Here is a 24166-nt window from a genome sequence, read left to right on the forward strand (position 1 = left end):
TCGGATCAGGCAGCGCGGACTTCGCTGACTTCGGGCACATAGTGCTTGAGCAGCGATTCGATGCCGTGCTTGAGCGTGGCGGTCGAGGACGGGCAGCCCGAGCAGGCACCCTGCATCTTGAGGTAGACCACGCCTTTGCGGAAGCCGCGGTAGATGATGTCGCCGCCGTCGTTCGCCACAGCCGGGCGCACGCGCGTTTCGATGAGGTCCTTGATCTGCTCCACGATCTCGGCATCAGCCGGATCATCGCCGTAATCGGTGTCGTCGTCCGCCTCGCCGGGAACCGCGAAGTCCGCAGCCGCCGAGGTGAACAGCGGCGCCTGCGCCACGAAATGATCGAGCAGCAAGGCGAGCACTTGCGGCTTGAGCGGCGCCCATTCGGAGCCCGGCGCAATCGTCACTGCAATGAAATCGCGTCCGTAAAGCACGCCCGTGACGTCGCCCAGCGCGAACAGCGCTTCGGCCAGCGGGGATGCCGCCGCCGCTTCGGGCGAGGTGAACTCGCGCGTGCCGGAGGCCATGACGATTTCGCCCGGCAGGAACTTGAGCGTGGCGGGGTTCGGGGTGGTTTCGGTTTCTATGAACATGTCCCAGCATGTAGGCCGCCTTGGATGGGGGTCAAGGGGCGAATGCGCCCGAAAATCAGGCATTCGGCTCGTTGATCGGCGCGCCGGGCGCTGAAGCGGTGTTCTGCGCTGGCAGGTGCCACAACGCTGGTTTAAGGCGCCGCAGATGAGCAACACGCACTACGGCCTTCGCCGAATCGCCCTTTCCCTGTCATTCGCGGCATCAGTCGCGCTCGGCGCTGCCATTCCGGCGCTGGCCGAAGCGCAGGCCGCCAAGCCCGCGCCGGCGCCCGCACCCTCTGCCGAGATCCTCCCCGTGCCGCTGAACCCTGTGGTTCCGGCCGCGCAGCGCACGTGCAGCGCCAAGACCGCCTCGGGCCTTGGCACCCGCCTGCTCAAGGATGCGACCGGTGCAAAGCCCGGCGCATCGGACTACGTGCTCGTCAACTACATCGGCTACCTCGCCGACAATGGCACCGTGTTCGATCAGAACGCATCGCAGGCCTTCCCGGCGGGCGGCGTGATCAAGGGCTTTTCCGAGGGCCTGCAACTGATGAGCAAGGGCAGCATCTGGCGCTTCTGTATCCCGGCTACGCTCGGCTATGGCGACAAGGCCACCGGGCCGATCCCGGCCAATGCGGACCTCGTGTTTCAGGTCGAACTGGTCGATTTCAAGACCGAAGCGGAAATCGCCGCGATGCGTGCGGAAGTGCAGAAGCAGGCGGCGCAGCAGCCTGGTGCGGACCCCGCTGCTCCGGCCGCGGACAAGCCGAAGAATTGATCTGCCGGCGGCAAGCGATGGGGGACCAATTCACTGGTCCTTCATTTCTTGCCGCCCTATACAGCGGGTATGGCTTTTCTGTCCCGTTTCGCCCTGCGTACGCCCCGCGCTCTCGCTCCCGTAATTTCTGCCGTTCTTGTCGGTCTGCTCGGTGTTTCGTCACCGGCTCTGGCAGAAGCGCCGGCCAAGGCCACGGCCAAGGTGGCGGCAGCCCGCGCGTCTGCGCCCAGGGCGCCGACCGCCGCGAGCCCGTGGCTCTATCGCGGCAGCGACGTGCCGCAGGACAAGGCGTGGATCTTCGGCGTTCTGCCCAATGGCCTGCGCTATGCCGTACGCCACAATGGCGTGCCGCCGGGCCAGATTTCGGTGCGCATGCTGATCGACGCGGGCTCGCTCTACGAAACCGATCCGCAGCGCGGCTACGCCCACCTGATCGAGCATCTTACCTTCCGCGATTCGAAGTACCTCAAATCGGGTGAGGCCATTCCCGCCTGGCAGCGGCTGGGCGCCACCTTCGGCAGCGATACCAATGCCGAGACGAGCCCGACGCAGACCGTCTACAAGCTCGATATTCCCGATATCTCGCCCGCCAAGCTCGATGAGACGTTCCGCCTGCTTTCGGGCATGATCACCGCGCCAATCTTCACCGATGTCGGCGTGAAGACTGAAGTGCCGATCGTGCTCGCGGAAATGCGCGAACGTTCCGGCCCGCAGGCGCGCATTCTCGATGGCACGCGCGCCGTGTTCTTTGCGGGGCAGCCGCTTGGCAGCCGTTCCCCCATCGGTACCGAAGAAACGCTGAATGCGGCAACCCCGGCCAAGGTCAAGGCGTTCCACGATGCGTGGTACCGGCCCGACAATGCCGTGATCGTGGTCGCCGGCGATGCCGATCCGCAGGCGCTGATCGCCCGCATCAAGCTGTGGTTCGGCACATGGAAGGGCACAAGTTTCCCTCGGGGCAAACGCCCGCCGCTTCCTGATTTCGGCGCACCCAAGCCGCCTGTCGGGGGCGATCCCGCCAATCCGGTGGGCGAAGCCAAGGTCATGGTCGAACCCGATCTGCCGCGCGTGTTCAATTACGCCGTGCTCCGCCCGTGGCATCAGGTGCACGATACGATCGTCTACAATCAGGGGCTGATGATCGATCGGCTCGGAATTGCGATCATCAATCGCCGCCTCGAAGGCCGCGCGCGCGCCGGGGGCAGCTTTCTTGCCGCTTCGGTCGAGCAGCAGCGCATCAGCCGCTCCGCCGACGCGACACTGGTGACGGTGACCCCGCTTACCGACGACTGGAAGGCGGCCGCCAAGGATGTCCGCGCGGTGATCGCCGATGCGCTCGCCACGCCCCCCACCGAGGAGGAAATCGCGCGCGAAGTGGCCGAGTTCGATGTGGCCTTCAAGGTGCCGGTCGAAACGCAGGAAACGCTCGCCGGCTCCAAGGTGGCCGACGATATCACCGATGCGGTCGACATCCGCGAGACGGTCGCCAATCCCGATACGGTCTACAGCATTTTCCGCTCGTCGATCCCGCTGTTCACGCCTGCCGCGGTGCTCCAACACACGCAGGCGCTGTTCAAGGGTACGGTTATCCGCTCGGTGCTGATCACCCCCAAAGCCTCCGACGGAACCGAAGCGGACTTGCGCGCTGTGCTGCTGGCGCCAGTTGCGCCGTCCTCGGGCAGCCGCCTCGCCGCGAGTTCGCTGAGCTTCAAGGACCTGCCCGCCATCGGCCAGCCCGGCACGCTCGCCAATGCCGAAGGCACGGGCCTGCTCGGTATCGAGCGGATCGAGCTTTCGAACGGGGTGAAGGCCCTGCTGTGGTCCAACGAAGCCGAACCGGGCCGCGTGATCGTGCGCGTCCACTTCGGCGGCGGCTATGCCGTGATCGATCCCAAGGATGCGGTCTATGCCTCGCTCGGCGAGACGGCCTTGATGGACAGCGGTTTCGGCAATGTCGGGCGCGAGGACCTTGACCGGCTGGCGACCGGCCGCAAGCTCAGCCTCGATTTCGATATCGACGATACCACCTTCAAGTTCTCGGCCGATACGCGGCCCGCGGACCTTGCCGATCAGCTCTACCTGTTTGCCGCCAAGCTCGCGATGCCGCGCTGGGATGCCAATCCGGTCGTGCGCGCACAGGCGGCGGCGCGGCTGGCGTACGAATCGACCAACGCCTCGGCCGCTTCGGTGCTCCAGCGCGATATCGGCTGGCTGCTCAAGGACGGCGACCCGCGCTATGCCGTTCCCAATCCGGCGGAAATCGCCAAGGCCAGCCCCGAAGGCTTCCGCCGTGTGTGGTCGGCGCTGCTCAAGCAAGGGCCGATCGAGGTAGACATCTTCGGCGATTTCAACCGCGACGAAACTATCGCTGCGCTTGAGCGCACGTTCGGTGCATTGCCTGCGCGGACCCCGCTGCCCAGCACCGGCTTCGCGCCCAAAGTACCCGAACCGGTCGGCGATCCACTGACGCTGACCCACCACGGCGATGCCAATACGGCGGCGGCGATGGTCGCATGGCCGACGGGCGGCGGCAACGCCGGCGTCCACGAATCGCGCCAGCTCGAACTGCTCGCGCAAGTGTTCAATAACCGCCTGTTCGATGCCATGCGCGAGAAGATCGGTGCGAGCTATGCGCCGCAGGTCTCGTCGAACTGGCCGCTCGATCTGCCCTCGGGCGGCTATCTCGCGGCGACCAGCCAGCTGCGCCCGGGCGATCTAACGGCCTTCTTCGCCGCGACCGACAAGATTGCCGCCGATCTTGCCGCCTCGCCCGCAACGCCGGACGAGCTCGCCCGCGTGACCGAGCCGATGAAGCAGCTGATCACCCGCGCCAGCACTGGCAACGGGTTCTACATGTACCAGCTTGAAGGCGGCGCGCTCGATCCGGACAAGTTCACCCAGATCCGCTCGATCCTGTCCGATTACAGCCAGATCACGCCGGAGCGCCTGCAGGCGCTGGCGCGGCGCTATCTGGTGCCGGACAAGGCATGGCGGCTGCGGATCGTGCCGGGCAAGTGACCCTTCGCATCGCCACGTGCCGGTGCGGCGCCCTGACCGCGACCTGCACGGGCGAGCCGGTGCGCATCTCGGTCTGCCACTGCCTCGAATGCCAGAAGCGCAGCGGCAGCGCGTTTGCAGTGCAGGCGCGTTGGCCGCTGGATCAGGTGGAGCTGAGCGGCGCGTTCCACGAATGGGTGCGTACCGGGACCAGCGGCAAGCCCGCAACCTTCCGCTTCTGCCCTACCTGCGGGGCGACCGTGACCTTCGTTTCGGCCTCCATGCCCGATCTCACCGCGGTGCCCGTCGGCGCCTTTGCCGACCCGACCTTTCCGCCGCCGCGTTTCTCGGTGTTCGAGACGCGCATGCATCCGTGGACGGGCGTGACCGGCGAAGATGTGGAGCACTGGAACTAGCGAAGCGCGGGCAGCTTTCAGCCTGACGTTGACGGCGGCTTTGGCGGTTGGGAGATTGAAGCCTGGATCTGGACGCGACCAGAGCCGGACGTTCGTACCACTTCCGCTAGATGGCAGCTCGCAGCAGAAGCTGCCGTTCGACCCGCGATAGCTGCTGGGCAGATGTGTGTGCCGCATCTGACGTTTGAAGCTCTTCGGCCAGCATTTTGCTGTGCCTGGTTCCAAGGCCTTCGACGCCCGAAAGGGTGTTTCGGGTTAGCCTGCACTGTCTACCGGATACCCTGCGTCCTTCCATGCCTTCATACCACCATCCAGCGCCGTTACCCGGTTAAACCCGAGCTCCCGCAAGGTCGCGGCCGCCAGAGTCGAGATTTTGCCAAATTCGCAGCAAGTCACGATTCGCACAGTCGGATCTGGCAGCTCAGCATTGATCTTGAGTTCAAGCTGGCCCCGAGGCAAATTGTGCGCGCCTGGAATATGCGCGTTCATGAACGCGTCCCGCTCGCGAACGTCAAGAATGACCAGGTCACGGCTATTGCCGCCGATCCTTTCGCAGAGTTCGGCGAGCGACATGAAGGGAACCTTACCCCCGGCTTCCGAAAGCAGTTGCGCAACCGACTTGCCACCGGTCATGTTCGTGCGCAGCGCCTCTGTAAGGTGGGTCGGAGCGGCGAGGTTGAGGTGCTGCATCATGTCCACGAATGCATGACGGTCGGTTTTCTGCAACCTCGGGTTTTCAGCGATTTCGGTGCCGATCGTGGAATGGGTCCGGCCCTTGTAGTCGTGCGCTGGGTAGACCAGAGTTTCGGCGGGCAGCTTGAGCAGCTTCTGGAACAGGCTGTCGAACAGGGCGTGTGGGTCCCCTGTGGGCAGGTCGGTTCGCCCGGTGCCGCCGATCAGGAGCGTGTCTCCGGTGAACACGCGGTCGTCCATGACAAGACACATGGAGTCCTGGGTGTGACCCGGCGTATGCAAGGCCTTAAGGCGAAGATTGCCAACCATCAGCATGTCGCCGTCATCCAAACGCAGTTCGGCGTGGGGTGCGGGGCTGGTCCGGTACATCACAATCGGTGCGGATAACGCCTTCCCCAGGTCCCGGCTGGCGGAAAAGTGATCTGCGTGGGTGTGGGTGTCGATGATATAACGAACATGCACACCCTTCTGATGAGCAAGGCCGACGTAGCGGTCGATCTGATGTTGCTCCGGATCGATCAGAACAGCGGCGCCTGTCGTTTCGCATCCGACCAAATAGGATTGACATCCGCCGGTTGCAATCTGCTCAAAGATCATACTTTTCCTTCCGTCCAAATCGTAGTTCGACCTCGAGTCATGGTTATTGGCTGGGCAATACTGCGGTTTTATTCCAGAACACGCGGAGATACTATTCCCTGTGCCACGGAAAGCTTTTAACTGTCGCAATATGCTATGATTATCAATCATAACGGCCCGCCGCGAACGTAATATCAAACCTGCGGATTATGCCCAAAACTCATAGACCGCGCCATCGAAGTTGGATGCAAAACGGCTCAATGCGAGGGTGGAAGGCGCGGCGATATGTCGATATCTCAAGCCTCTCCGACGCAGCGATGGGCCGTTTTGGCCCAATCCCTGCGGGACGCCCAAATGGCGCGGCTTATGAGTTTACGGCCTGGTCGAAGTAGTCCGACCTTGCCCCTTTGTCGGGGTCACGAATGGCAAATATCCAGAGGTTCATGCATGTGATCACGTCCTCGCCTCAAAGCAGCTGCCAAAACCATCCTGCATCTCGTCGCTGATTAGCGATGCCCACTGAGCGGATCGATCGTCCAAGCCTCCGTCATTAAGCGAATTTCCGCTTTTGGCGGAACCCGGGCCGAAGCTGACTGCCAAGTGCATTCAACATGTCGCTTCGAAGCGCCCGCTAAGGCCCTTTCCTGACGTTCGGCGCCCACATAAGACCTAACCAGATCCTGTCACCCCGCTCGCGCCGCCCATTGCGCCAACTCTGGCTTGACCTCGTGCTGCGCGCAGCGTTCAATCCGGCCCATGAGCACGCCCCCCAAGCCCGCTGAGCCTGTCAAAGGTCCCGCCTCCTACTTCCCCTCGATCGAGAAGACGTACGGGCGCCCGATCGCAGAATGGAAAGCGATTGTCCGCGCTCAATATCCCGCGCGGCATATGGAGCTTGTCGCCATGCTGAAGACGCAGCACGCCATGGGCCATGGCCATGCCAACGCGCTGGTAGCGCATACCTTGGCGGAGGATGCGGAGTAAGCATCGGACCCGCTTGACCCGGACTGTCAGACCGATAGGCTCACCCGGATGACACGTCAGGAGTATCAGAATGCGCCGTCTTTCCCACTTGGCTGCGGCATGCCTTGCCGGCCTTGCGACCACGGCATCGGCGCAGCCCTTGGTTGAGCCGAGCGATCCCTATATCTGGCTGGAGGATGTCAATTCCCCCCGCGCCATGGCCTGGGTCGAGGCGGAGAATGCCCGCTCGCTGGCCGTGCTCAAGGCCGATCCGCACTTTGCCGGGTTCTATGCCGATGCGCTCAAGATCGCCGAGGCGACCGATCGCATCGCGATGCCGCGCCTGATCGGCGGGCAGATCACCAATCTCTGGCAGGATGCTGCGCACGTCCACGGCGTGTGGCGGATGACCACACCGGCGGACTACGAAAAGCCCGAACCCGCGTGGCAGACGCTGCTCGATCTCGATGCGCTTTCGGCGGCGGAGAAGGCCAACTGGGTGTGGGCCGGTGCGGATTGCGAGCCCCTTGCCGAGAAGCGCTGCCTCGTCGCGCTGTCCGATGGCGGTGAGGACGCGAACACCTTGCGCGAGTTCGATCTCGCGAGCCGCAGCTTCGTGCCCGGCGGCTTTGCCCTGCCCAAGTCGAAGCAGGGCGTTTCATGGGAAACGCCAGACAGCCTCATCGCCGCGCGCGACTGGGGTGCGGGCACGATGACCGCGAGCGGCTATCCCTTCGTGGTCAAGCGCGTGCGTCGCGGTGAGCCGCTGACAGCGGCGACCGAGGTGTTTCGCGGCAAGCCGGACGATGTCTTCGTCATCCCCCGCACGTTCACCGATGGCGCGGGCCACAGCGAAGTCGTCATTATGCGCGGTGTTACTTTCTTCGAAGCGGAGTTTTTCCGCGTCACGCCGCAAGGCACCACGCCCATCGCGGTGCCGCGCAAGAGCACGGTGACCGGCTTCACGCAGGGGCGCCTGATCTTTCAGGTCAACGAGGACTGGGCTCCCGCAGGCAGCCCGCCAATCCCCGCCGGCTCGCTCGTCGCGGTCGATCCCGCAGGCAAGGCTCTGCCGGAACTGATCTTCGCGCCCGGCCCGCGCCAGTCGGTCGATGCCGATGAAGTGACGGTCACCCGCGATCATGTGCTGGCGGCGGTTTATGACAACGTGCGCGGCCGGGCGATGCGCTTCACCCGCAGCGCGGGCGGCTGGCAGCAGAGCGTGCTGCCTTTGCCCGACAACGCCGCGGTCAGCATGGTATCGAGCGACCGCGCTTCCAACACCGCCTATGTCTCGGTGCAGAGCTACCTTATGCCCACCGCGCTCTGGAAGGTCGACGTCGCCAGCGGCACCGCCGTGCAGATCAAGCAGACCCCGGCGCGTTTCGCGGCAGACGGGCTGGTGACCGAGCAGTTCGAGGCGACTTCCAGGGACGGGACGAAGATCCCCTACTTCATCACCCACCGCGCCGATATGCCGCTCACCGGCACGACACCCACGCTGATGACGGCCTATGGCGGGTTTCAGGTCGCCTATACGCCCCACTATAGCGGCGTGACCGGCAAGCTCTGGCTGGAGCGCGGCGGCGCTTATGTCGTTGCCAATATCCGCGGCGGCGGCGAGTTTGGCCCGGCGTGGCACGAGGCGGGGCTCAAGACGAAGCGCCAGGTGATCTATGATGATTTCGCCGCGGTTGCCGAAAATCTCATCGCGCGCAAGATCACCAGCCCCCGCGAGCTCGGGATTTATGGCGGCTCTAACGGCGGGCTGCTTATGGGGGTCGAGCTGACCCAGCGGCCCGAGCTGTTCGGCGCGGTCAGCATACAGATCCCGCTGCTCGATATGCTGCGCTACGAAAAGCTTTCCGCTGGCGCTTCATGGGTCGGTGAATATGGCACGATGGCAAACCCGGACGAGAAGGCTTTCTGGCTCAAGACCTCGCCTTACTCGAACCTCAAGCGCGGCGCCCCTTACCCTGAAACGCTGATCTGGACGACGACCAAGGACGACCGCGTGGGCCCGGTGCAGGCGCGCAAGTTTGCCGCGCGGATGAAGGAATATGGCCTGCCCTACCTCTACTACGAGACCACCGCCGGAGGGCACGGTGCAGGGGCCAATCTCAAGGAAAGCGCGATGACCACCGCGCTCGAGATGGTCTACTTCCAGCGCCGCCTGATGGACCGGAAGTAGGGCGCCGCCGCCAAACCTTTGCATTTCCGGCCCGGTACCGCTAAACGCGCGCGTTCCTGAGGAAAGCGAGTACCGTGGCAAGCAATTGGAATGCGAACAGTTGGCGCGCGGCAGAGGCCAAGCACCTGCCCACTTATCCCGATGCGGCGAAGCTCGCCGCGGTCGAGGAAACGCTGACCCGTTTTCCCCCGCTGGTCTTCGCGGGCGAGGCGCGCGCGCTCAAGGCTGATCTCGCCGAAGTCGCTGCCGGCAAGGGTTTTCTGCTCCAGGGCGGCGATTGCGCCGAAAGCTTTGCCGAATTCCACCCGAACAACATCCGCGATACGTTCCGCGTGTTGCTGCAGATGGCGGTCGTGCTGACCTTCGCGGGCAAGCAGCCGGTGGTGAAGGTGGGCCGCATGGCCGGCCAGTTCGCCAAGCCGCGCTCCTCGCCGGTCGAGAGCATCGGCGGGGTCGAGCTGCCGAGCTATCTGGGCGACAACATCAACGGCATCGAATTCACGCCCGAAAGCCGCATCCCCGATCCGGAGCGGATGCTGCGCGCCTATTCGCAGGCTGCCGCCACGCTCAATCTGCTGCGCGCGTTCTCGACCGGTGGCTATGCCAACCTGCGGCAAGTCCACCAGTGGACGCTGGATCATATCGGCAAGAGCCCGTGGGCGTCCAAGTTCAGCGAAATGGCGGACAAGATCGGCGAAGCGCTCGACTTCATGGAGGCCTGCGGGGTCAACCCGAGCACCGTGCCGCAGCTGCAGGGCACCACGTTCTACACCAGCCACGAAGCGCTGCTGCTCCAGTACGAGCAGGCGATGACGCGGCAGGATTCGCTCACCGGCCAGTGGTACGATACCAGCGCACACATGCTGTGGATCGGTGATCGCACGCGTTTCGAAGGCTCGGCGCATGTCGAGTTCCTGCGCGGCGTGGGCAATCCCATCGGCATGAAGTGCGGGCCGAGCCTGACGCCGGACGCACTGCTGCGCATGCTCGATACCCTGAACCCCGGCCGCGAGCCGGGCCGGATGACGCTGATCAGCCGCTTCGGGCACGACAAGGTCGAGGCGGGGCTTCCCGCGCTTGTCCGCGCCGTTGCGCGCGAAGGGCACCCGGTGGTTTGGAGCTGCGATCCGATGCACGGCAACGTGATCAAGGCGGACAACGGCTACAAGACGCGTCCGTTCGACCGCATCCTCAGCGAAGTGAAGGGCTTCTTCGCCGTCCACCGCGCGGAAGGCACCCACGCCGGCGGCATCCACATCGAGATGACCGGGCAGGACGTGACCGAATGCACCGGCGGCGCCATCGCGATCACGCAGGACAGCCTTGCGGACCGCTATCACACCCACTGCGACCCGCGCCTCAATGCCGCGCAGTCGATCGAGCTCGCGTTCCTGCTGGCCGATGCACTCAACGCGGAGCGTGCGGAGCGCAAGGCCGAAGCGGCCTGATTTCCAAATCATCCCCATTTTCCCCTGAGCTTGTCGAAGGGGCAAATGGGGAGGTGGCAGCCCGTGAGGGCTGACGGAGGGGTTTTCTAGACCGGCGGCAGCGGGGGCCTGAAATCCCCCTGCCGCCAGGGCGCATCCGGCATTTCCTCCGTATCGGGCACTGCAAAGCGCAAATACCCGAAGAAAGTCGCGATGGTCCGCTCGGCCGCGTCCGTGATCGCGCGGCGGCCGTGGAGGAAGCGCGTGTTGTCCAGCACAAGCACATCGCCCGCCTGCCAGCGTACTTCGGCAGTCAGTGCCTCGCCGGTGGCGTGAATGGCCTGCAGCCAGTCTTCCGGCACGGGGGTCAGATCGTCGAGCAGCGGAAAGGTGCCGCGCCCGTTGTTGAAACGCGCGAAGAGGAGGAAGCTGCCGAAAGCGGTGCCGGGGGCGAACATCGGCTGGTGCAGCGCAGGCCTCGAAAACTCGCGCGCGATCCGGCCATCGGGAAACCGGAAGAAGCGATAGGGCACCGGGCGCGGCGGGTTCGCCAGCAGCGCATCGCTCGGCGTTTCGGTGCCGAACCAGAAGCGCAGCAATTCGGGCCAGACGCCCATCACGTGGACCAGTCGCCGCCCCATGAGCCCGGCGCGCACATGCTTCGGGAGCGCAGCGGCCAGCGCGATCCCGTCGCACAGCGTGGTCTCACCGCCGGTTCCGGGCGGGCTGAGGCAGCCGAACAGCGCGGCATCGGGCTTCCACGGCTCCCGCGCAAGTTCGGGGTGAAGCGCAAAGGCGTTGGTTCCGCCATCGACGCCCTGGATGGCCTGCGCCGCATCGAGCACGGCGCGGCCCGGCGTTTCGTTGATCACGGCGGTGGCGCAAAGGCTGCGGGCAAAGCGGCGGAAGGCTTCGAGGCCTACGCCGAAGCCGCGCAGCAGCAGCGCACCGTGCTCCTTGTAGGCCGCCTCAACCAGCGCCGGATCGAGGGTATCCAGCGCTTCATTGCCGGACGGCGCGATCACCGCATAAGGGCGACCGGGCATAGGAGGGTCGATCAAGGCCATTGTTTGCGGCCTAACCCACCCCCGACCCCTCCCGCAAGCGGAAGGGGCGCAGTGTGTGCTCGCCTTTCCTTGCCGGGCCAAACCCCGCTATGCTGCCCCCATGTCGCTGACGCCCGCCGAAATCACCGCTTCGCCCGATCACTATCTCCATTCCTTCGAGGGGACGGACGCGGTGATCGTGCCGATGGACCGGGAGGCCTATGCGCGCTCGATCTTTCTCGATGCGCGGATCTCGCCGGCGAGCGAGGGCGCCATGCTGATCCCGGTGGCAAGGCTGGCGGAGGCCGCTCCGCCGCCACGCACCGCTGCGTGGATCTTTCATGTCGCTCATTGCGGTTCCACCCTCCTTGCCCGCGCGGTGGAGGCGATGTCCTCCGGCCTCGTGCTGCGTGAACCGATGGCGCTGCGCCAACTCGCGCTCGCCCCGGATCCCGCGCGGTTGCAGCTGGTGCTCGCCATGCTCGGGCGGCGGTACGGCGGGGAGGAGCCGACGCTCATCAAGGCCAATGTGCCGGTCAACGCGCTGCTGCCTGCGATTGTCGCGGCTGATCCGTCGGCGCCAGCGGTCTTTCTCTATCTGGGCCTCGAGGACTACGCGCTCGCCGTCCTGCGCAGCCCGCAGCATCGCGGGTGGGTGCGCGATATTGCGGGGCGCTTTGCGGGTGCATCCCCCGATGCCAGCGACGCGGCCTGCCTTGCTGCGCTGTGGCTGTGGCAGATGCGCGCCTTTGCCGCCGCGCTCGCCATGATGCCCAATGCCCGCACGCTCGATGCCGAGCGGTTCTATGCAGAGCCGGGTGCGACGCTGGCTGCGCTGGCGCCGCAGCTGGGCCGAGAAGCGAACCCGTTACGCATCGCCGAGGTGACGGCAGGGCCCTTGTTCAGCACCTATTCCAAGCGCCCTGGTCAGGCCTTCGACAATGCCGCCCGGCTGGAGCGGCGCGCCGCCCTGCTGAGGGAGCTGGGCGCCGAGCTTGCCGAAGTGCGGCTGCAGGCGCAGCGGCGCGTGCCCGATCTCGCCGCACTGGAAGCGCAGATCGCAGCTGCCACGCTGTAAGAAACCAATCATTATGGTCGATTTCGATGAAGTCCGGGCTTGAGCCGTCCAAGGGCAAGCCCTAGCCTTGCGTATCGATACTGGAAGGCGGGGGCGTCATGAAGGCGGAGTTGGTTCACGCAAGCTGGGGGCATTGCGCGTTGCGCCGGCTGGTGGCGGGTCTGATGGCGCTGGCACCCCTGTCCGCGATGGCCGCCGATGTGCCTCCCGCTGCACCAGCTGCCATGGCCACGCCCCAGGCTGGTCCGCCGGACAAGATCCCGACTGCGATCCTGTCCCGGTTGCCCTTTCTTTCCTCACCGCGGCTTTCGCCCGATGGCAAGCGGATTGCGGCCTACGTGACCATGAAGGGGAAGAAGCTGCTGAGCATCTTCACGCCGGATACCGGCGCATCCAAGCTGCTCAATCCCGGCGATTCGCTCGATTTCAACTGGTTTCGCTGGACCGGCAACGATCGGGTGCTGTTCAGCGTGGGCAAAACGGTGAACTGGGATGGCGACGATGCCTGGCAGACGCGGCTGCTCGTCTACGACCTCGCCACCGGTGAACAGCGCTTTATCGGCGGCAAGACCGAGGGGCTTACCGGCGACGACGTGCTGTGGGTCGATCCCGAGGGCAAGTCGATCCTCCTCGCCTTCCAGCAAACGATCTTCGACTACCCTAGCGTTTCCACGATCGATCTTGCCAACAACAAGGCGAAGCAGGTCGTCGCGCCGCGCCCCGGAGTTTGGGACTGGTATTCCGACGACAAGGGCGTGGTGCGCGCTGGCTTCCTGTTCGGCGACAGCAGCTGGAAAATGATCTACCGCGCCAAGGATGGCGAGGGTTTCCGCACTGTCGTGCGGGCCGACAACAACGACGACGAGGCCGGGTTCGATGCGTTCCGCATCTATCAGGGTAGCGACGAGGGCTACCGGATGATGATCAACGAGAAGACCGGGCGCTACGCGCTGTGGCGCTTCAACTTCGCCACGCGCAAGCGCGGCGAGATGGTGTTCGAGGCGCCGGGTGTCGATATCGACGATTTCGACACGCAGCTTGATGGCGCCAATCTCTATGCTGCCTGGTACACCGACGACCGCCCGCGCGCGCACTGGTTCGATGCAGATCTCGGCAAGGTGCAGGAAGCCATCGACAATGCGGTGAAGGGGGCGGTCGGCGACCGGATGGCGACCATAGTCAGCTACACGCGCGACCGCGGGCGCATGCTCGTCCATATCGGTGGGTCCAACGATCCAGGGCGCTATTACGTCTTCGACCGGGACGCGGGGATCATGCAGCTCTTCGCGGAGGCCAACGACAAGTTGAAGCCCGCCCAGCTGACCATGACGCGCTATACCACCTACAAGACGCGCGACGGCCTTGATATTCCGGCCTACCTGACGCTGCCGAGGGGCCGCGAGGCGAAGGGCCTGCCGCTGGTGATCTTGCCTCATGGCGGCCCCTATGATGTGCGCGACGACGGCACCTACGATGTCGAGGTGCAGTTCCTCGCCAACCGCGGCTATGCGGTGCTTCAGCCAGAGTTTCGCGGCTCGGGCGGTTATGGCAAGGCGTTCTACGAAAAGGGCGAGGGCCAGTGGGGCCGGGCCATGCAGGACGATCTCGATGACGGGATGGACTGGCTGGCGAAGCAGGGCACCATCGATCCGAAGCGGGTGTGCATCGTCGGCAGTTCCTATGGCGGCTATGCGGCGCTGTGGGGGGCGGTGCGCAATCCTGAGCGCTATCGCTGCGCGGCCAGCTTTGCCGGAATTTCGGACCTGAAGCGCCAGCTCAAGTACCAGATCGCGTTCAAGATCTCGAAGCGCTACCGCAAGGACTGGCGCCGGACGGTGCAGGGTGAAGAGACCTTCGATCTCACCACCGTCTCGCCGCTTTTTGCGATCGACAAGCTGAAGGTGCCGCTGCTGATCGTGCACGGCGATGCCGACCAGCGCGTGCCCTACAAGCAGTCCAAGCTCTATGCTGATGCGCTGGCTAAGGCGGGAAAGCCTTTTGAATTCATCACGTTGAAGGGCGAAGGGCACGGCTTTTCGAGCGATGCCAATCAGCAGCTCTGGCTCGACAAGCTGGAAGCCTTCCTGACCATGTACAACCCCGCGCCCTGAGCACTCGCCATCTCCGCGCGGATGGGGCAGGATGCTATCCATGATCCGTGCTCTTATCGCCGCTGCGCTTGGCCTTGCCGCCATGCCCGCCCATGCCGAAACGCTTTATGTTCGCGCCGGGCACCTCGTCGATCCGGAAGCGGGTGCGGTGCTGGGTGCGCGGTTGTTGCGGGTGGAGGATGGCCGGGTCGCGGCAGTTCTGCCTGATGGCCCGGTACCTGATGGGTCGAAGCTGGTCGATTGGTCCGCCTTCACCGTCCTGCCCGGCCTGATCGATTGCCACGTCCACCTTGCCGATACCGGGCAGACTTCCAACGTGGCAGAGCCGCTGCTCCATTCGCCGATGGAGATCGCCTATATCGGCGCACGCAATGCCCGCACCACGCTGATGGCGGGGTTCACCACGGTGCACGATGTCGGTTCGTTCCGCGCCTTTGCCGATGTCGAACTGCGCGATGCGATCAATCGCGGCGATGTGATCGGCCCGCGCATGCAGGCGGTGGGCGCGTATATCACCGTGCCGGGCGGCGGCGGGGAAGTGACCGGCTTTTCGCCGGAGGTGCGCGTTCCCGATGATATGCGCGCGGGCGTGGTGACCGATGCCGCCGATACGCGCGCCAAGGTCAACTACCTGTTCCAGCACGGCGCGGATTCGATCAAGCTGATCGCGACCGGCGCGGTGCTGGCAAGCGGCACCGAGGCGGGCCAGCAGGAACTCACCGAGGACGAGATGCGCGCGGCGGTCGAAGTCGCGGCGGCGCGGCATTCGTGGGTGACGGCCCATGCCCACGGCGCGGGCGGGATCAAGGCCGCGATCCGCGCCGGGGTCCGCGCGATCGAGCATGCCAGCCTGATCGACGACGAAGGCATCGCGCTCGCCAAGGCCAGAGGCGTCTGGCTCGACATGGACGTCTACAACGGCGACTACATCGCCGATGTCGGCCGCCGCGAGCACTGGCCCGAGAACTACCTGCGCAAGAATGACGAGACGACCGAGGCGCAGCGCGAGGCCTTCCGCAAGGCGGTCAAGGCGGGCGTTCGGCTCTCGTTCGGGACTGACGCAGGGGTCTATCCGCACGGCGAAAACGCGCGGCAGTTCGCCTACATGGTGCGCTTCGGGATGACGCCGATGCAGGCGATCCAGGCCGCCACCACCAGCGCGGCGGACCTGATGGGCTGGAGCAAGGACGTCGGCGCGCTTTCGCCCGGCCACTTTGCCGACATGATCGCGGTGCCGGGCGATCCCACCGCCGATATCGCGGTGCTGACGCGGGTCGCCCATGTGATGAAGGGCGGCGAAGTGGTGCGCTGAGCACTTTTGCTGGGCGCGCCGCGCGCCGCTTTGCCCTATCCTCGCTGGAAACACGCTGGAGGGAAAAGCCTGATGCATGACGTGATCATCCGCGGCGGCAAGATCGTCGATGGTTCGGGCGCCGCGCCGTTTATCGGCGACATCGCGTTCAAGGACGGGGTGATCACTGAAGTCGGCGCGAAAGTCTCGGGCACTGCACTGCGCGAGATCGATGCCGAGGGGCATATCATCACGCCCGGCTGGGTCGACATTCACACGCATTACGATGGCCAGGTCAGCTGGGACGACGAGCTCGCGCCTTCTTCGCACAACGGCGTGACCACTGTGGTCATGGGCAATTGCGGCGTCGGTTTCGCGCCGGTGCGGCCGGGGCAGGAGAAGGAACTGATTGAGCTGATGGAGGGGGTGGAGGATATCCCCGGCACCGCGCTCTACGAAGGGATCGAGTGGGGGCGCTGGGAGAGCTTCCCCGAATACATGGATTATATCGCCTCCCGTTCGTACGCGATCGATGTGGGCGCACAGATCGCCCACGGCGCGGTGCGCTACTACGCGATGGGTGAGCGCGGGCGGACCAACGAGGACGCGACGCCGGAAGAAATCGAGCGGATGGCCGATCTGGTCGAAGAAGCCGTCGCGGCGGGCGCGGTCGGCTTTTCCACCTCGCGCACTATCGGCCACCGCGCGCTGTGGGGCGAGCCGGTGCCGGGCACGTTCGCGCCGGAGGAAGAATTGCTCGCCATTGCCCGCCGGTTCAGGAAGCTCGGCAAGGGAGTGATCGAGGCGATCCCGGCGGGCACTGTCGGCAAGCTCGAGGCGCTGGGCGGCGAACGCAGCGAACCGCTGGCGGAACTGGAACTGTTCCGCCGCATCTCGGAGGAAAGCGGGCGCCCGCTGACGTTCACGCTGGTCGAGATCCGCGAATATGCGCCCGATCTGTGGCGGCAGATGCTGGACCGCTGCCGGGAGGCCAACGAAGGCGGGGCGCACCTTTTCCCGCAAGTGCCCTCGCGGATCATCGGGTTCATCCACGGGCTCAGCAGCTATCACGCCTTCATGCGCCGGCCGACTTACCTCGAACGCCTCGCGCACCTGCCGCTGGCCGAGCGGGTGAAAGCGATGCGCGATCCCGAGATCAAGCGGCAGATTCTCTCGGAACGCGATGTTCCGCATGAAGCGCCGGGTTCGATGCAGAACGTCTACGGCCTGTTCCGCCGGGGCGCGGCGAGCCTTTATCCGTTGACCGAGCCGATCAATCTCGAGGCCGAAAAGTCCGCCTCGATCGGTGCGAAGGCCAAGGCGGAAGGGCGCGATGCGCTGGAATATCTCTATGACGCGATGCTGGAAGACGAGGGCCGTAGCTTTCAGGCGCTGACGCGCGACAACCAGCCCAAGAGCCTTGCCGTGCTGGAAGAAATGCTGCGCCATCCAGATACCGTGACCGGCCTCAGCGATGCGGGCGCGCATGTCACGCTCATCTGCGATGCGACGATGCCGACGACGCAGCTGAGCTATTGGACCCGCGACCGCAGGAGCGGGCCTGTGCTGCCGCTCGAATTCCTCGTCCACAAGCAGACCGCCCGCAATGCTGCGCTCTATGGCTTTGGTGATCGCGGTTTGCTGCAAGTGGGCAAGCGGGCGGACATCAATGTGATCGACTACGATGCCCTCACCGTCTCGCCCCATGTTGCGCATCATGATCTGCCGGCGGGCGGGACGCGGCTGATGCAGCCGGTGAAGGGCTATGCCGCGACCTTCTGCAACGGGGTGATGATCCGCGAAAACGATGCCGACACCGGCGCGCGGCCGGGTCGGCTGGTGCGGAGCTGACGGGGCGGCAAGTTGACACAGTTGACACAGTCCATGGCGGAAAGTGTCACGCCCCTTGCGGCTCCTCCCGTCTTGCCTTTGGAGGGCCGGAAATGACGGAATTGCGTGGGATTCGCGGGGCATTCGGGGATCATGCCGCAGCTGGCTTGCTGTAGGACAGCGCTTTTTAAATAACAGACGCGTCTGTTATTTATGGGGTGGACCGCGGATGACGTCCTGCCCCTGGATTGCTGAAGGAAGAGGGCTTGCGTGGGGCGCTTTAAGTGTCAGGATACCCGGACATTTGCTGGCGGCTGTGTTCGGTTGCGAATGCGCGAGGGTCTGTCAGCTTGGGAGCATGCAATGGAACTGCTCGTTCTGGCGGAGGCCCTGCCATCGCTTGCGTCAAACCTGCCGGCGAAGATTGATCTGGGCATTTCCCGCCGATGCAATCCGCAGCCGGTGGACGGCGAGATTGTCGTCTGTGCGCGGCCCGATGCAAATGTACGCTATCGCTACCGGGACTTGTCGGTGGAGCAAGCGACGATCCTGCCGCGCGCCGAAGTCAGGCTTAACGACAGGATGAGCATCGCCGTCACGGCTGACAACGCGAATGTCGGCGGATTTTCGTCACAGCGGGCGATGGTGCATTTCAAGTTGAGATTCTGAGGCGCGGTGCGGGTTGCAGCGTCCTCACCCCTCCGACCCGCCTTCGGCGGGCCACCTCCCCATTTGCACTTCGTGAAAATGGGGAGGGCTGGTGCCTGTCGGAGGCAAACTGCTTCCGCGCGCGGTTAGGCTTTTGTTTTCTGTCGCTTCGCCGGAAGAAAAGCCCAACCCCGTGTCGAGCACGGGGTGACGGAATAAAGTTATCAGGGGCTAGTCGGCCTTCAGAAACGCCACGACCCGGTCGCGCCACACGCGGTAGCCAGTCTGACTGGGGTGCAGGCTGTCGTTGAACAGTTCGCGGCGCTGGGTGCCTGCGGCGTCCACAAAGCCGGAATAGAGATCGAGGTAGCGCATGTTGGCGCCGTTTGCGGCGATTGCAACCAGCGCCGCATTGACGGGCTGGACCAGATCGCGGTTCTTTGCCGGATCGTCGGTGGGCAGCAGTGACTGGACGACGATCTGGGCATTCGGTTTGCGCTCGCGGATGCGGGCGAGCGTGGCCGAAACGCCGCGCACAATGCTTTCGACCGCGGGCTTTTCCGCATCGAACGAGTTGTTGATGCCGAGCAGCACGAAGACGCGATCTGGCTGCAAGTCCGCGCGGTCCAGCCAGCCTTCGCCGCCCTGCTCTGCGGGCTGGAGGCGGTGCAGCACATGCTCGATCCGATCGCCCGAAACACCGAGGTTGAGCGCGGCCCATGCCGGGTTCGTGCCGCCGAATGTCTCGTCCCACACGGCGCGGCCGCAGAACTTGCCGGGGAACCAGGGGTTGGCATCGAGGTGCCAGAAGTCCGTGATCGAATCCCCCACGAATACGAGGCGGATGGGCTTCAGGCTCTCCGGCGTCGCCAATTGCCGCGCGATATCGGCTGCGCGCACCTGCCAGTAATCGACCCGCGCTGTGGGCGTTTCGGCGACAAAGTGCTGCGGTGCCTGCGCCAGCGCGGCAGAGGCGGGGCAGAGCGCGAGACCAAGCGCCAGCGCCGAGGTCAGAAGCGAACGGGTCTTCATCCCGCAGGTCCTCCCGCCACTTCTGCGCTCAGCTCCGCTACTCGCAGTTCCGCCTCCCGCGTCTGTCCGCCGAGTTCGAGGAAGCGGCGCATCTGTTTTCGCGCGGTGTCGCTGAACAGGAGGGTCTGGAACAGGCCGGATTCGTTGCGGCAGCCTTCGTCGAGCGGAAGGGCAGAGGCCTCGATCGATTGCTTGGCGAGGCGCACGGCTTCGGGCGGGAAGCTGGCGATACGGCGCGCGAGCGTGCTGACGTGCGCGTCGATCTGGTCTGCGGGGAGCGCACGGTTGAGCCAGCCCCACTTTTCGGCGGTTTCGGCATCGAGATCCATGGCGCCGAGGATCACTTCCACCGCGCGGGCGCGGCCGATCAGGCGGGGGAGGCGCTGGGTGCCGGTGCCGCCGGGGAGGATGCCGATGGGCACTTCCATCTGGTTGATCACCGTCTTGCCGAGCACGCCGAAGCGCATGTCGAAGCTCATCGAGAGCTCGGCCCCGCCGCCGCCGACGCGGCCCTCGATCTGGGCGATGGTGACTTTGTCCATGCGCTGAAAGCGGCCACACATGTCGTGGTAGGTGTTGAGATCGCCGGTGGGGGGCGTGGGCGCATCGGCCATGGCGACGAGCAGTGCGACATCGAAATGAGCGAGGAAGAAATCGGGATCGGCGCTCTTGAGGACGAAGACGAGTGCGGTGGGATCGGCTTCGAGTTCGATGGCGAGCGCGGCGAGTTCGCCGAACAGGTCTGCGGTGATGACATTGATCGGCGGCGCATCGACCACGGCGGTGACGAGCGCGCCCTCCTGCTGGATGCGGAGCAGCTTGTAGGTGTCGTAGGCCATGATTTGGCTCCTCTCGAGCGGGGAGCATAGTGGGGATCGGGGGGTGTGCAATGGGCGGCCTTGGGGGGCTGGTTGCAGCGTCTTTGCCCCTCCGACCCGCTACGCGGGCCACCTCCCCGTTTGCCCCTTCGATAAACTCAGGGAAAAATGGGGAGGAGCTTTGCTGTCAGCTCGCCTTTGCGGGCTTTGCCAGATGCAGCGCGCCGGCGATGACCGAGCCGAGAGCAAGGCCGATCAGGCCGCAGATGGCGACATCGGCGAGCCATGCGATGAAGCCGTGGTCAAGGCCGAGCCATTCGGCGGGGTGCACGCCGGCGCTGTGCACGATGATCTGGCCGCCAACCCACAGCATCGCCGCGGTGCCGATCATGGCCAGGGCGGAGAGCACTTTGGGCATGGCGCGGACGAGGCCGCGGCCCAGCGCGCGGGTGGCGCCGTTTCTGCGCTGCGCGAGGTTGAGGCCGATATCGTCCATCTTCACGATCAGGCCGACAACGCCGTAGACTGCGGCGGTGATCGCGATGGCGACCACCACCAGCGCGGCTGCGCGCAGGGCGATGCCCTCGGCCGAGACTTCGCCCAGCGCGATGACCATGATCTCGCCCGAGAGGATGAAATCGGTGCGGATCGCGCCCTTGATCATGGTGTCCTCGTGGCCGGGCTCGACCAGAACTTCGGCTTCCTCGGCAAGGTCCTCCTTGTGCGAGAGCGCGTGGATCACCTTCTCGGCGCCTTCGAAGCACAGGTATGTGCCGCCGAGCATGAGGATCGGCGTGATGGCGGCGGGCAGCAGCACCGAGAGCGCGAGGATGACCGGAGTGATGACGACGAGCTTGTTGAACAGCGAGCCGCGGGCGATCCGCCAGATGATCGGCAGTTCGCGATCGGGGGTGAAGCCGGTGACGTAGTTCGGCGTGACGGCAGCATCATCGACGACGACGCCGGCTGCCTTGATCCCCGCCTTGCCAGCAGCCGCGCCCACATCATCGAGCGAGGCGGCGGCAAGTTTGGCGATGGTGGCGATATCGTCGAGAAGGGCAGCTAGTCCGCCGGGCATGGCAATTCCTGTTGGTGCACTGCAGCAGGGTAGCGGGTGGGCCGGGGCAAGGGCAAGCGGTGATGCGGTGGCGCGGTTTTGTATTGTCCGCCACCACCCCCAAACCCCCTCCTCTGAAGAGGAGGGGGCTGAGCGATTGATGCGGCCCACTTGCCAGCACCGGCTAGCCGCGCTTTGATGCAGGGATGATCAATACTCCGCGCCTTACCCGGCGGTCCGCTCTGGCGCTTGCCGCCGCATCCGCTGCCGTTCTCGCCGAGGCGCGGGCCGGGGCGGCACCAGTTTCGGGGCCGCTCACCGCGCTGCCGGGCCACAAGCTTGCCGGGATGATTGCCGCGCGGCGGGTTTCGGCGGTCGAGGTGATGACGGCCTATCTCGACCGGATCGACCGCCTCAATCCCAAGGTCAACGCCATCATCGCGCTGCAGGACCGGGCCGGGCTGCTGAAGCAGGCCGAAGCGGCAGACATGGCCGTGCGGGCAGGCGCAGCGCTCGGACCGCTGCATGGGCTGCCGCATGCGGTGAAGGAGCTTTCGGCGGTTGCGGGCCTGCCCTTTACGATGGGATCGCCGATTTTCCGGAACCAGATTGCCGCGGCTGACGGCCTGATGGTCGAGCGGCTGCGCAAGGCCGGGGTGATCTTTATCGGCAAGACCAACTCGCCGGAATTCGGGCTGGGCAGCCATACGTTCAACCCGGTGTGGGGCGTGACGCGCAATCCGTGGGACCTGACGCGCTCGGCGGGGGGCAGCACCGGGGGCGGTGCGGCGGCGCTGGCGCTCGATCTGCTGCCGCTGGCCGATGGCAGCGACTATGGCGGTTCGCTGCGCAATCCGGCGGGGTGGAACAACGTTTTCGGACTGCGCCCCAGCCTTGGCCGGGTGCCGGGGGACGGGCCGGATGACTGGCAGGTCTCGATGGGCGTGGCGGGGCCGATGGCGCGTTCTGCCGCCGATCTGGCGCTGCTGCTATCGGTGCAGGCGGGCTATGACACGCGCAAGCCGATGATGCTGGAGGGCCGCGGCGAGGGTTTCCGCGCCGTGGGGGCCGAGGCGATGAAGGGCAAGCGCATCGGCTGGTCGGGCGATCTTGGCGGCGCGGTGCCGTATGAGCCCGGCGTGCTGGAGACCTGCCGCAAGGCGCTGGCGCGCTTCGAGGATATGGGCGCCGTGGTCGAGGAGGCGGTGCCCGATTTCCCCGTGGAGCAGGCGTGGCAGGCCTTCGTGAAGCTGCGGAACTGGCAGCAGGGGGGCAACCTGCTGGCGCTATACCGCGATCCAGCAAAGCGCGCGCTGCTGAAGGAGGCGGCGGTCTGGGAAGTGGAGGGCGGGCTTTCGCTTTCGGCCTACGATATCAATGCCTTGTCTGCGGTACGGAGCGGGTGGAGCCGGGCGGTGCACAAGCTGTTCCAGCGCTATGACTACTGGGTGATGCCGACCGCGCAGCTGTTTCCGTTTCCGGCGGACTGGACTTATCCGAAAGAAATCGCCGGGCAGACCATGCGCACCTATCACGAATGGATGAAGGCGGTTTGTCTGGTGACGATGACCGGCTGCCCGGCGGTGGCGGTGCCGGCGGGGTTTGGGGCGGCAGGGCTGCCGATGGGTTTGCAGATCATCGCGCCGGTCCACGCCGATGCAGCGTGTCTTGCTGCGGCGGCGGCGTGGGAGGCGGTGAGCGGCGATATTCTTGCAAGGAAACCGCCGCTGGCCTGATCAGTCGGACCAGTAAAGGCGCATCGGGTTATCGACGAGGAGCTTTTGCCGGAGCTCTGCGGTCGGTGCGATGCGAGGGATCATGTCGACGAGGTGGCCGTCGTCGGGGATTTCGGTGTCCATGTTGGGGTGCGGCCAATCCGTGCCCCAGAGGCAGCGGTCCGGGTAGGCCGCGACGAGCGGGGCGACGGCGGCGGCGAAGGCATCCCACGGATCGCCCGCGCCGCCTTCCTTGATCGCATCAAGCCGGTCCGGGCAAGTGGCCTTGAACCAGATATCCTCGCGCGCATCGAGCAGGGCGCGGAAGGCGCGCATGTCGGGGCCATCGGGGCCCTGGCGCACGTCCGGGCGGCCCATGTGGTCGATGACGAGCGGGACCGGGATCGCATCCATGAAGGGGCGCAGTTCTTCGAGGATATCGGCCTCGAAGTAGATCACCACGTGCCAGCCCTTGGGGAGGCGCCGGGCGACTTCGAGGAACTTGTCCTTGGGCGCATCATCGACGAGGCGCTTGAGGAAGTTGAAGCGGATGCCGCGGATGCCGCCTGCGTGGAGGGCGTGGAGATCGGCTTCGGAAATCGCGGGATCGACGACGGCGACGCCGCGGGCGAGGCCATTGCTTTGCGCGATGGCGTGAAGCGTGGCGGCGTTATCGGTGCCGTGGCAGCTCGCTTGCACGATGACGTTGCGGCTGAAGCCGAGATGATCGCGCAGGGCAAACAGCATGTCCGGCCCGGCGTCTTCGGGAAGGTACTTGGCCTTGGCGCTGAAGGGGAACTGCGCCATCGGACCGAACACATGGCAATGCGCGTCGACCGCGCCGGGGGGCGGGGTGTAGCGGGGTTTCGACGGGCTTGCGTGCCAGCTGGTGATGCGGCCAGATGCGTGGTTGGTCATGAGGTTCCTTCC

The 24166-nt window shown here is 65.3% G+C and carries 19 protein-coding genes; 12 read left to right on the forward strand and 7 right to left on the reverse strand.

The features are described 5' to 3' along the window. Positions 1–5: 5 nt before the first annotated feature. On the reverse strand, positions 6–587 hold the full coding sequence (locus ACO056_RS07055; RefSeq protein ID WP_421853854.1) for a NifU family protein: 582 nt from the start codon (positions 585–587) through the stop codon (positions 6–8). Between the two features lie 145 nt (positions 588–732). Between ACO056_RS07055 and ACO056_RS07060 the strand changes: the two genes are divergently transcribed. The 3 genes from ACO056_RS07060 to ACO056_RS07070 all read left to right on the forward strand — a co-directional run bounded on the left by ACO056_RS07060 (position 733) and on the right by ACO056_RS07070 (position 4760). Continuing rightward, complete coding sequence (locus tag ACO056_RS07060; protein WP_421853857.1) at positions 733–1347, forward strand: FKBP-type peptidyl-prolyl cis-trans isomerase; 615 nt, start codon at positions 733–735, stop codon at positions 1345–1347. A gap of 69 nt (positions 1348–1416) precedes the next feature. Beyond that, entirely contained in the window at positions 1417–4365 is a 2949-nt protein-coding gene (locus ACO056_RS07065) for a M16 family metallopeptidase (protein WP_421853860.1), read from the forward strand. Continuing rightward, positions 4335–4760: a GFA family protein gene (locus ACO056_RS07070; RefSeq protein WP_421853863.1), complete on the forward strand. Its 426-nt coding sequence runs from the start codon at positions 4335–4337 to the stop codon at positions 4758–4760. Before ACO056_RS07065 ends, ACO056_RS07070 begins: the two co-directional genes overlap by 31 nt. Before the next feature lie 255 nt (positions 4761–5015). Here the strand turns inward: ACO056_RS07070 and ACO056_RS07075 are convergent, their stop codons facing one another. After that, positions 5016–6050, reverse strand: coding sequence for an MBL fold metallo-hydrolase (locus ACO056_RS07075; protein ID WP_421853866.1), 1035 nt, complete (start codon positions 6048–6050; stop codon positions 5016–5018). A 735-nt stretch (positions 6051–6785) separates the two neighbouring features. Here ACO056_RS07075 and ACO056_RS07080 point away from each other — a divergent pair. The 3 genes from ACO056_RS07080 to ACO056_RS07090 all read left to right on the forward strand — a co-directional run bounded on the left by ACO056_RS07080 (position 6786) and on the right by ACO056_RS07090 (position 10631). Then, positions 6786–7013, forward strand: coding sequence for a DUF4287 domain-containing protein (locus tag ACO056_RS07080; protein ID WP_421853869.1), 228 nt, complete (start codon positions 6786–6788; stop codon positions 7011–7013). Positions 7014–7083: 70 nt separating this feature from the next. Then, the gene (locus ACO056_RS07085) at positions 7084–9183 is read left to right on the forward strand and encodes a prolyl oligopeptidase family serine peptidase (RefSeq protein ID WP_421853872.1); all 2100 of its coding nucleotides are present in this window, start codon (positions 7084–7086) and stop codon (positions 9181–9183) included. 74 nt (positions 9184–9257) lie between these two features. Then, positions 9258–10631 (forward strand): class II 3-deoxy-7-phosphoheptulonate synthase, encoded by a 1374-nt coding sequence (locus ACO056_RS07090; RefSeq protein WP_421853875.1) that lies wholly within the window; start codon positions 9258–9260, stop codon positions 10629–10631. A gap of 86 nt (positions 10632–10717) precedes the next feature. On the opposite strand, the gene ACO056_RS07095 is transcribed toward ACO056_RS07090, so the two are convergent. Then, a complete protein-coding gene (locus ACO056_RS07095; RefSeq protein WP_421853878.1) occupies positions 10718–11677 on the reverse strand; it encodes a TauD/TfdA family dioxygenase in 960 nt (319 codons plus the stop codon). Between the two features lie 100 nt (positions 11678–11777). Between ACO056_RS07095 and ACO056_RS07100 the strand changes: the two genes are divergently transcribed. The 5 genes from ACO056_RS07100 to ACO056_RS07120 all read left to right on the forward strand — a co-directional run bounded on the left by ACO056_RS07100 (position 11778) and on the right by ACO056_RS07120 (position 18635). Further along, positions 11778–12734 carry a hypothetical protein gene (locus ACO056_RS07100; protein WP_421853881.1) on the forward strand — a complete coding sequence of 319 codons (957 nt, stop codon included), beginning with the start codon at positions 11778–11780 and terminating at the stop codon, positions 12732–12734. A gap of 164 nt (positions 12735–12898) precedes the next feature. Next, a complete protein-coding gene (locus tag ACO056_RS07105) occupies positions 12899–14845 on the forward strand; it encodes an alpha/beta fold hydrolase (protein ID WP_421853884.1) in 1947 nt (648 codons plus the stop codon). 40 nt (positions 14846–14885) lie between these two features. After that, positions 14886–16157 carry an amidohydrolase family protein gene (locus ACO056_RS07110; protein ID WP_421853887.1) on the forward strand — a complete coding sequence of 424 codons (1272 nt, stop codon included), beginning with the start codon at positions 14886–14888 and terminating at the stop codon, positions 16155–16157. A gap of 72 nt (positions 16158–16229) precedes the next feature. Continuing rightward, entirely contained in the window at positions 16230–17987 is a 1758-nt protein-coding gene (locus ACO056_RS07115; RefSeq protein ID WP_421853890.1) for an N-acyl-D-amino-acid deacylase family protein, read from the forward strand. A gap of 342 nt (positions 17988–18329) precedes the next feature. Continuing rightward, positions 18330–18635, forward strand: a complete 306-nt coding sequence (locus tag ACO056_RS07120; protein WP_421853893.1) for a hypothetical protein — start codon at positions 18330–18332, stop codon at positions 18633–18635. A 210-nt stretch (positions 18636–18845) separates the two neighbouring features. On the opposite strand, the gene ACO056_RS07125 is transcribed toward ACO056_RS07120, so the two are convergent. From ACO056_RS07125 to ACO056_RS07135, 3 genes are all read right to left on the reverse strand, one after another. Further along, on the reverse strand, positions 18846–19646 hold the full coding sequence (locus ACO056_RS07125; RefSeq protein ID WP_421853896.1) for a GDSL-type esterase/lipase family protein: 801 nt from the start codon (positions 19644–19646) through the stop codon (positions 18846–18848). Then, positions 19643–20485, reverse strand: a complete 843-nt coding sequence (locus ACO056_RS07130; RefSeq protein ID WP_421853899.1) for an enoyl-CoA hydratase/isomerase family protein — start codon at positions 20483–20485, stop codon at positions 19643–19645. The genes ACO056_RS07125 and ACO056_RS07130 overlap by 4 nt, the downstream gene beginning before the upstream one ends. A gap of 166 nt (positions 20486–20651) precedes the next feature. Continuing rightward, positions 20652–21542 carry a DUF808 domain-containing protein gene (locus ACO056_RS07135; RefSeq protein WP_421853902.1) on the reverse strand — a complete coding sequence of 297 codons (891 nt, stop codon included), beginning with the start codon at positions 21540–21542 and terminating at the stop codon, positions 20652–20654. Positions 21543–21727: 185 nt separating this feature from the next. Here ACO056_RS07135 and ACO056_RS07140 point away from each other — a divergent pair, with 185 nt between their 5' ends. Further along, positions 21728–23257: an amidase gene (locus ACO056_RS07140; protein WP_421853905.1), complete on the forward strand. Its 1530-nt coding sequence runs from the start codon at positions 21728–21730 to the stop codon at positions 23255–23257. Here ACO056_RS07140 and ACO056_RS07145 read toward each other — a convergent pair whose 3' ends face one another. Then, the gene (locus tag ACO056_RS07145) at positions 23258–24154 is read right to left on the reverse strand and encodes an amidohydrolase family protein (RefSeq protein ID WP_421853908.1); all 897 of its coding nucleotides are present in this window, start codon (positions 24152–24154) and stop codon (positions 23258–23260) included. Positions 24155–24166 lie beyond the last annotated feature (12 nt).

Source organism: Novosphingobium sp. (assembly GCF_965228995.1).
Lineage (GTDB): Bacteria > Pseudomonadota > Alphaproteobacteria > Sphingomonadales > Sphingomonadaceae > Novosphingobium.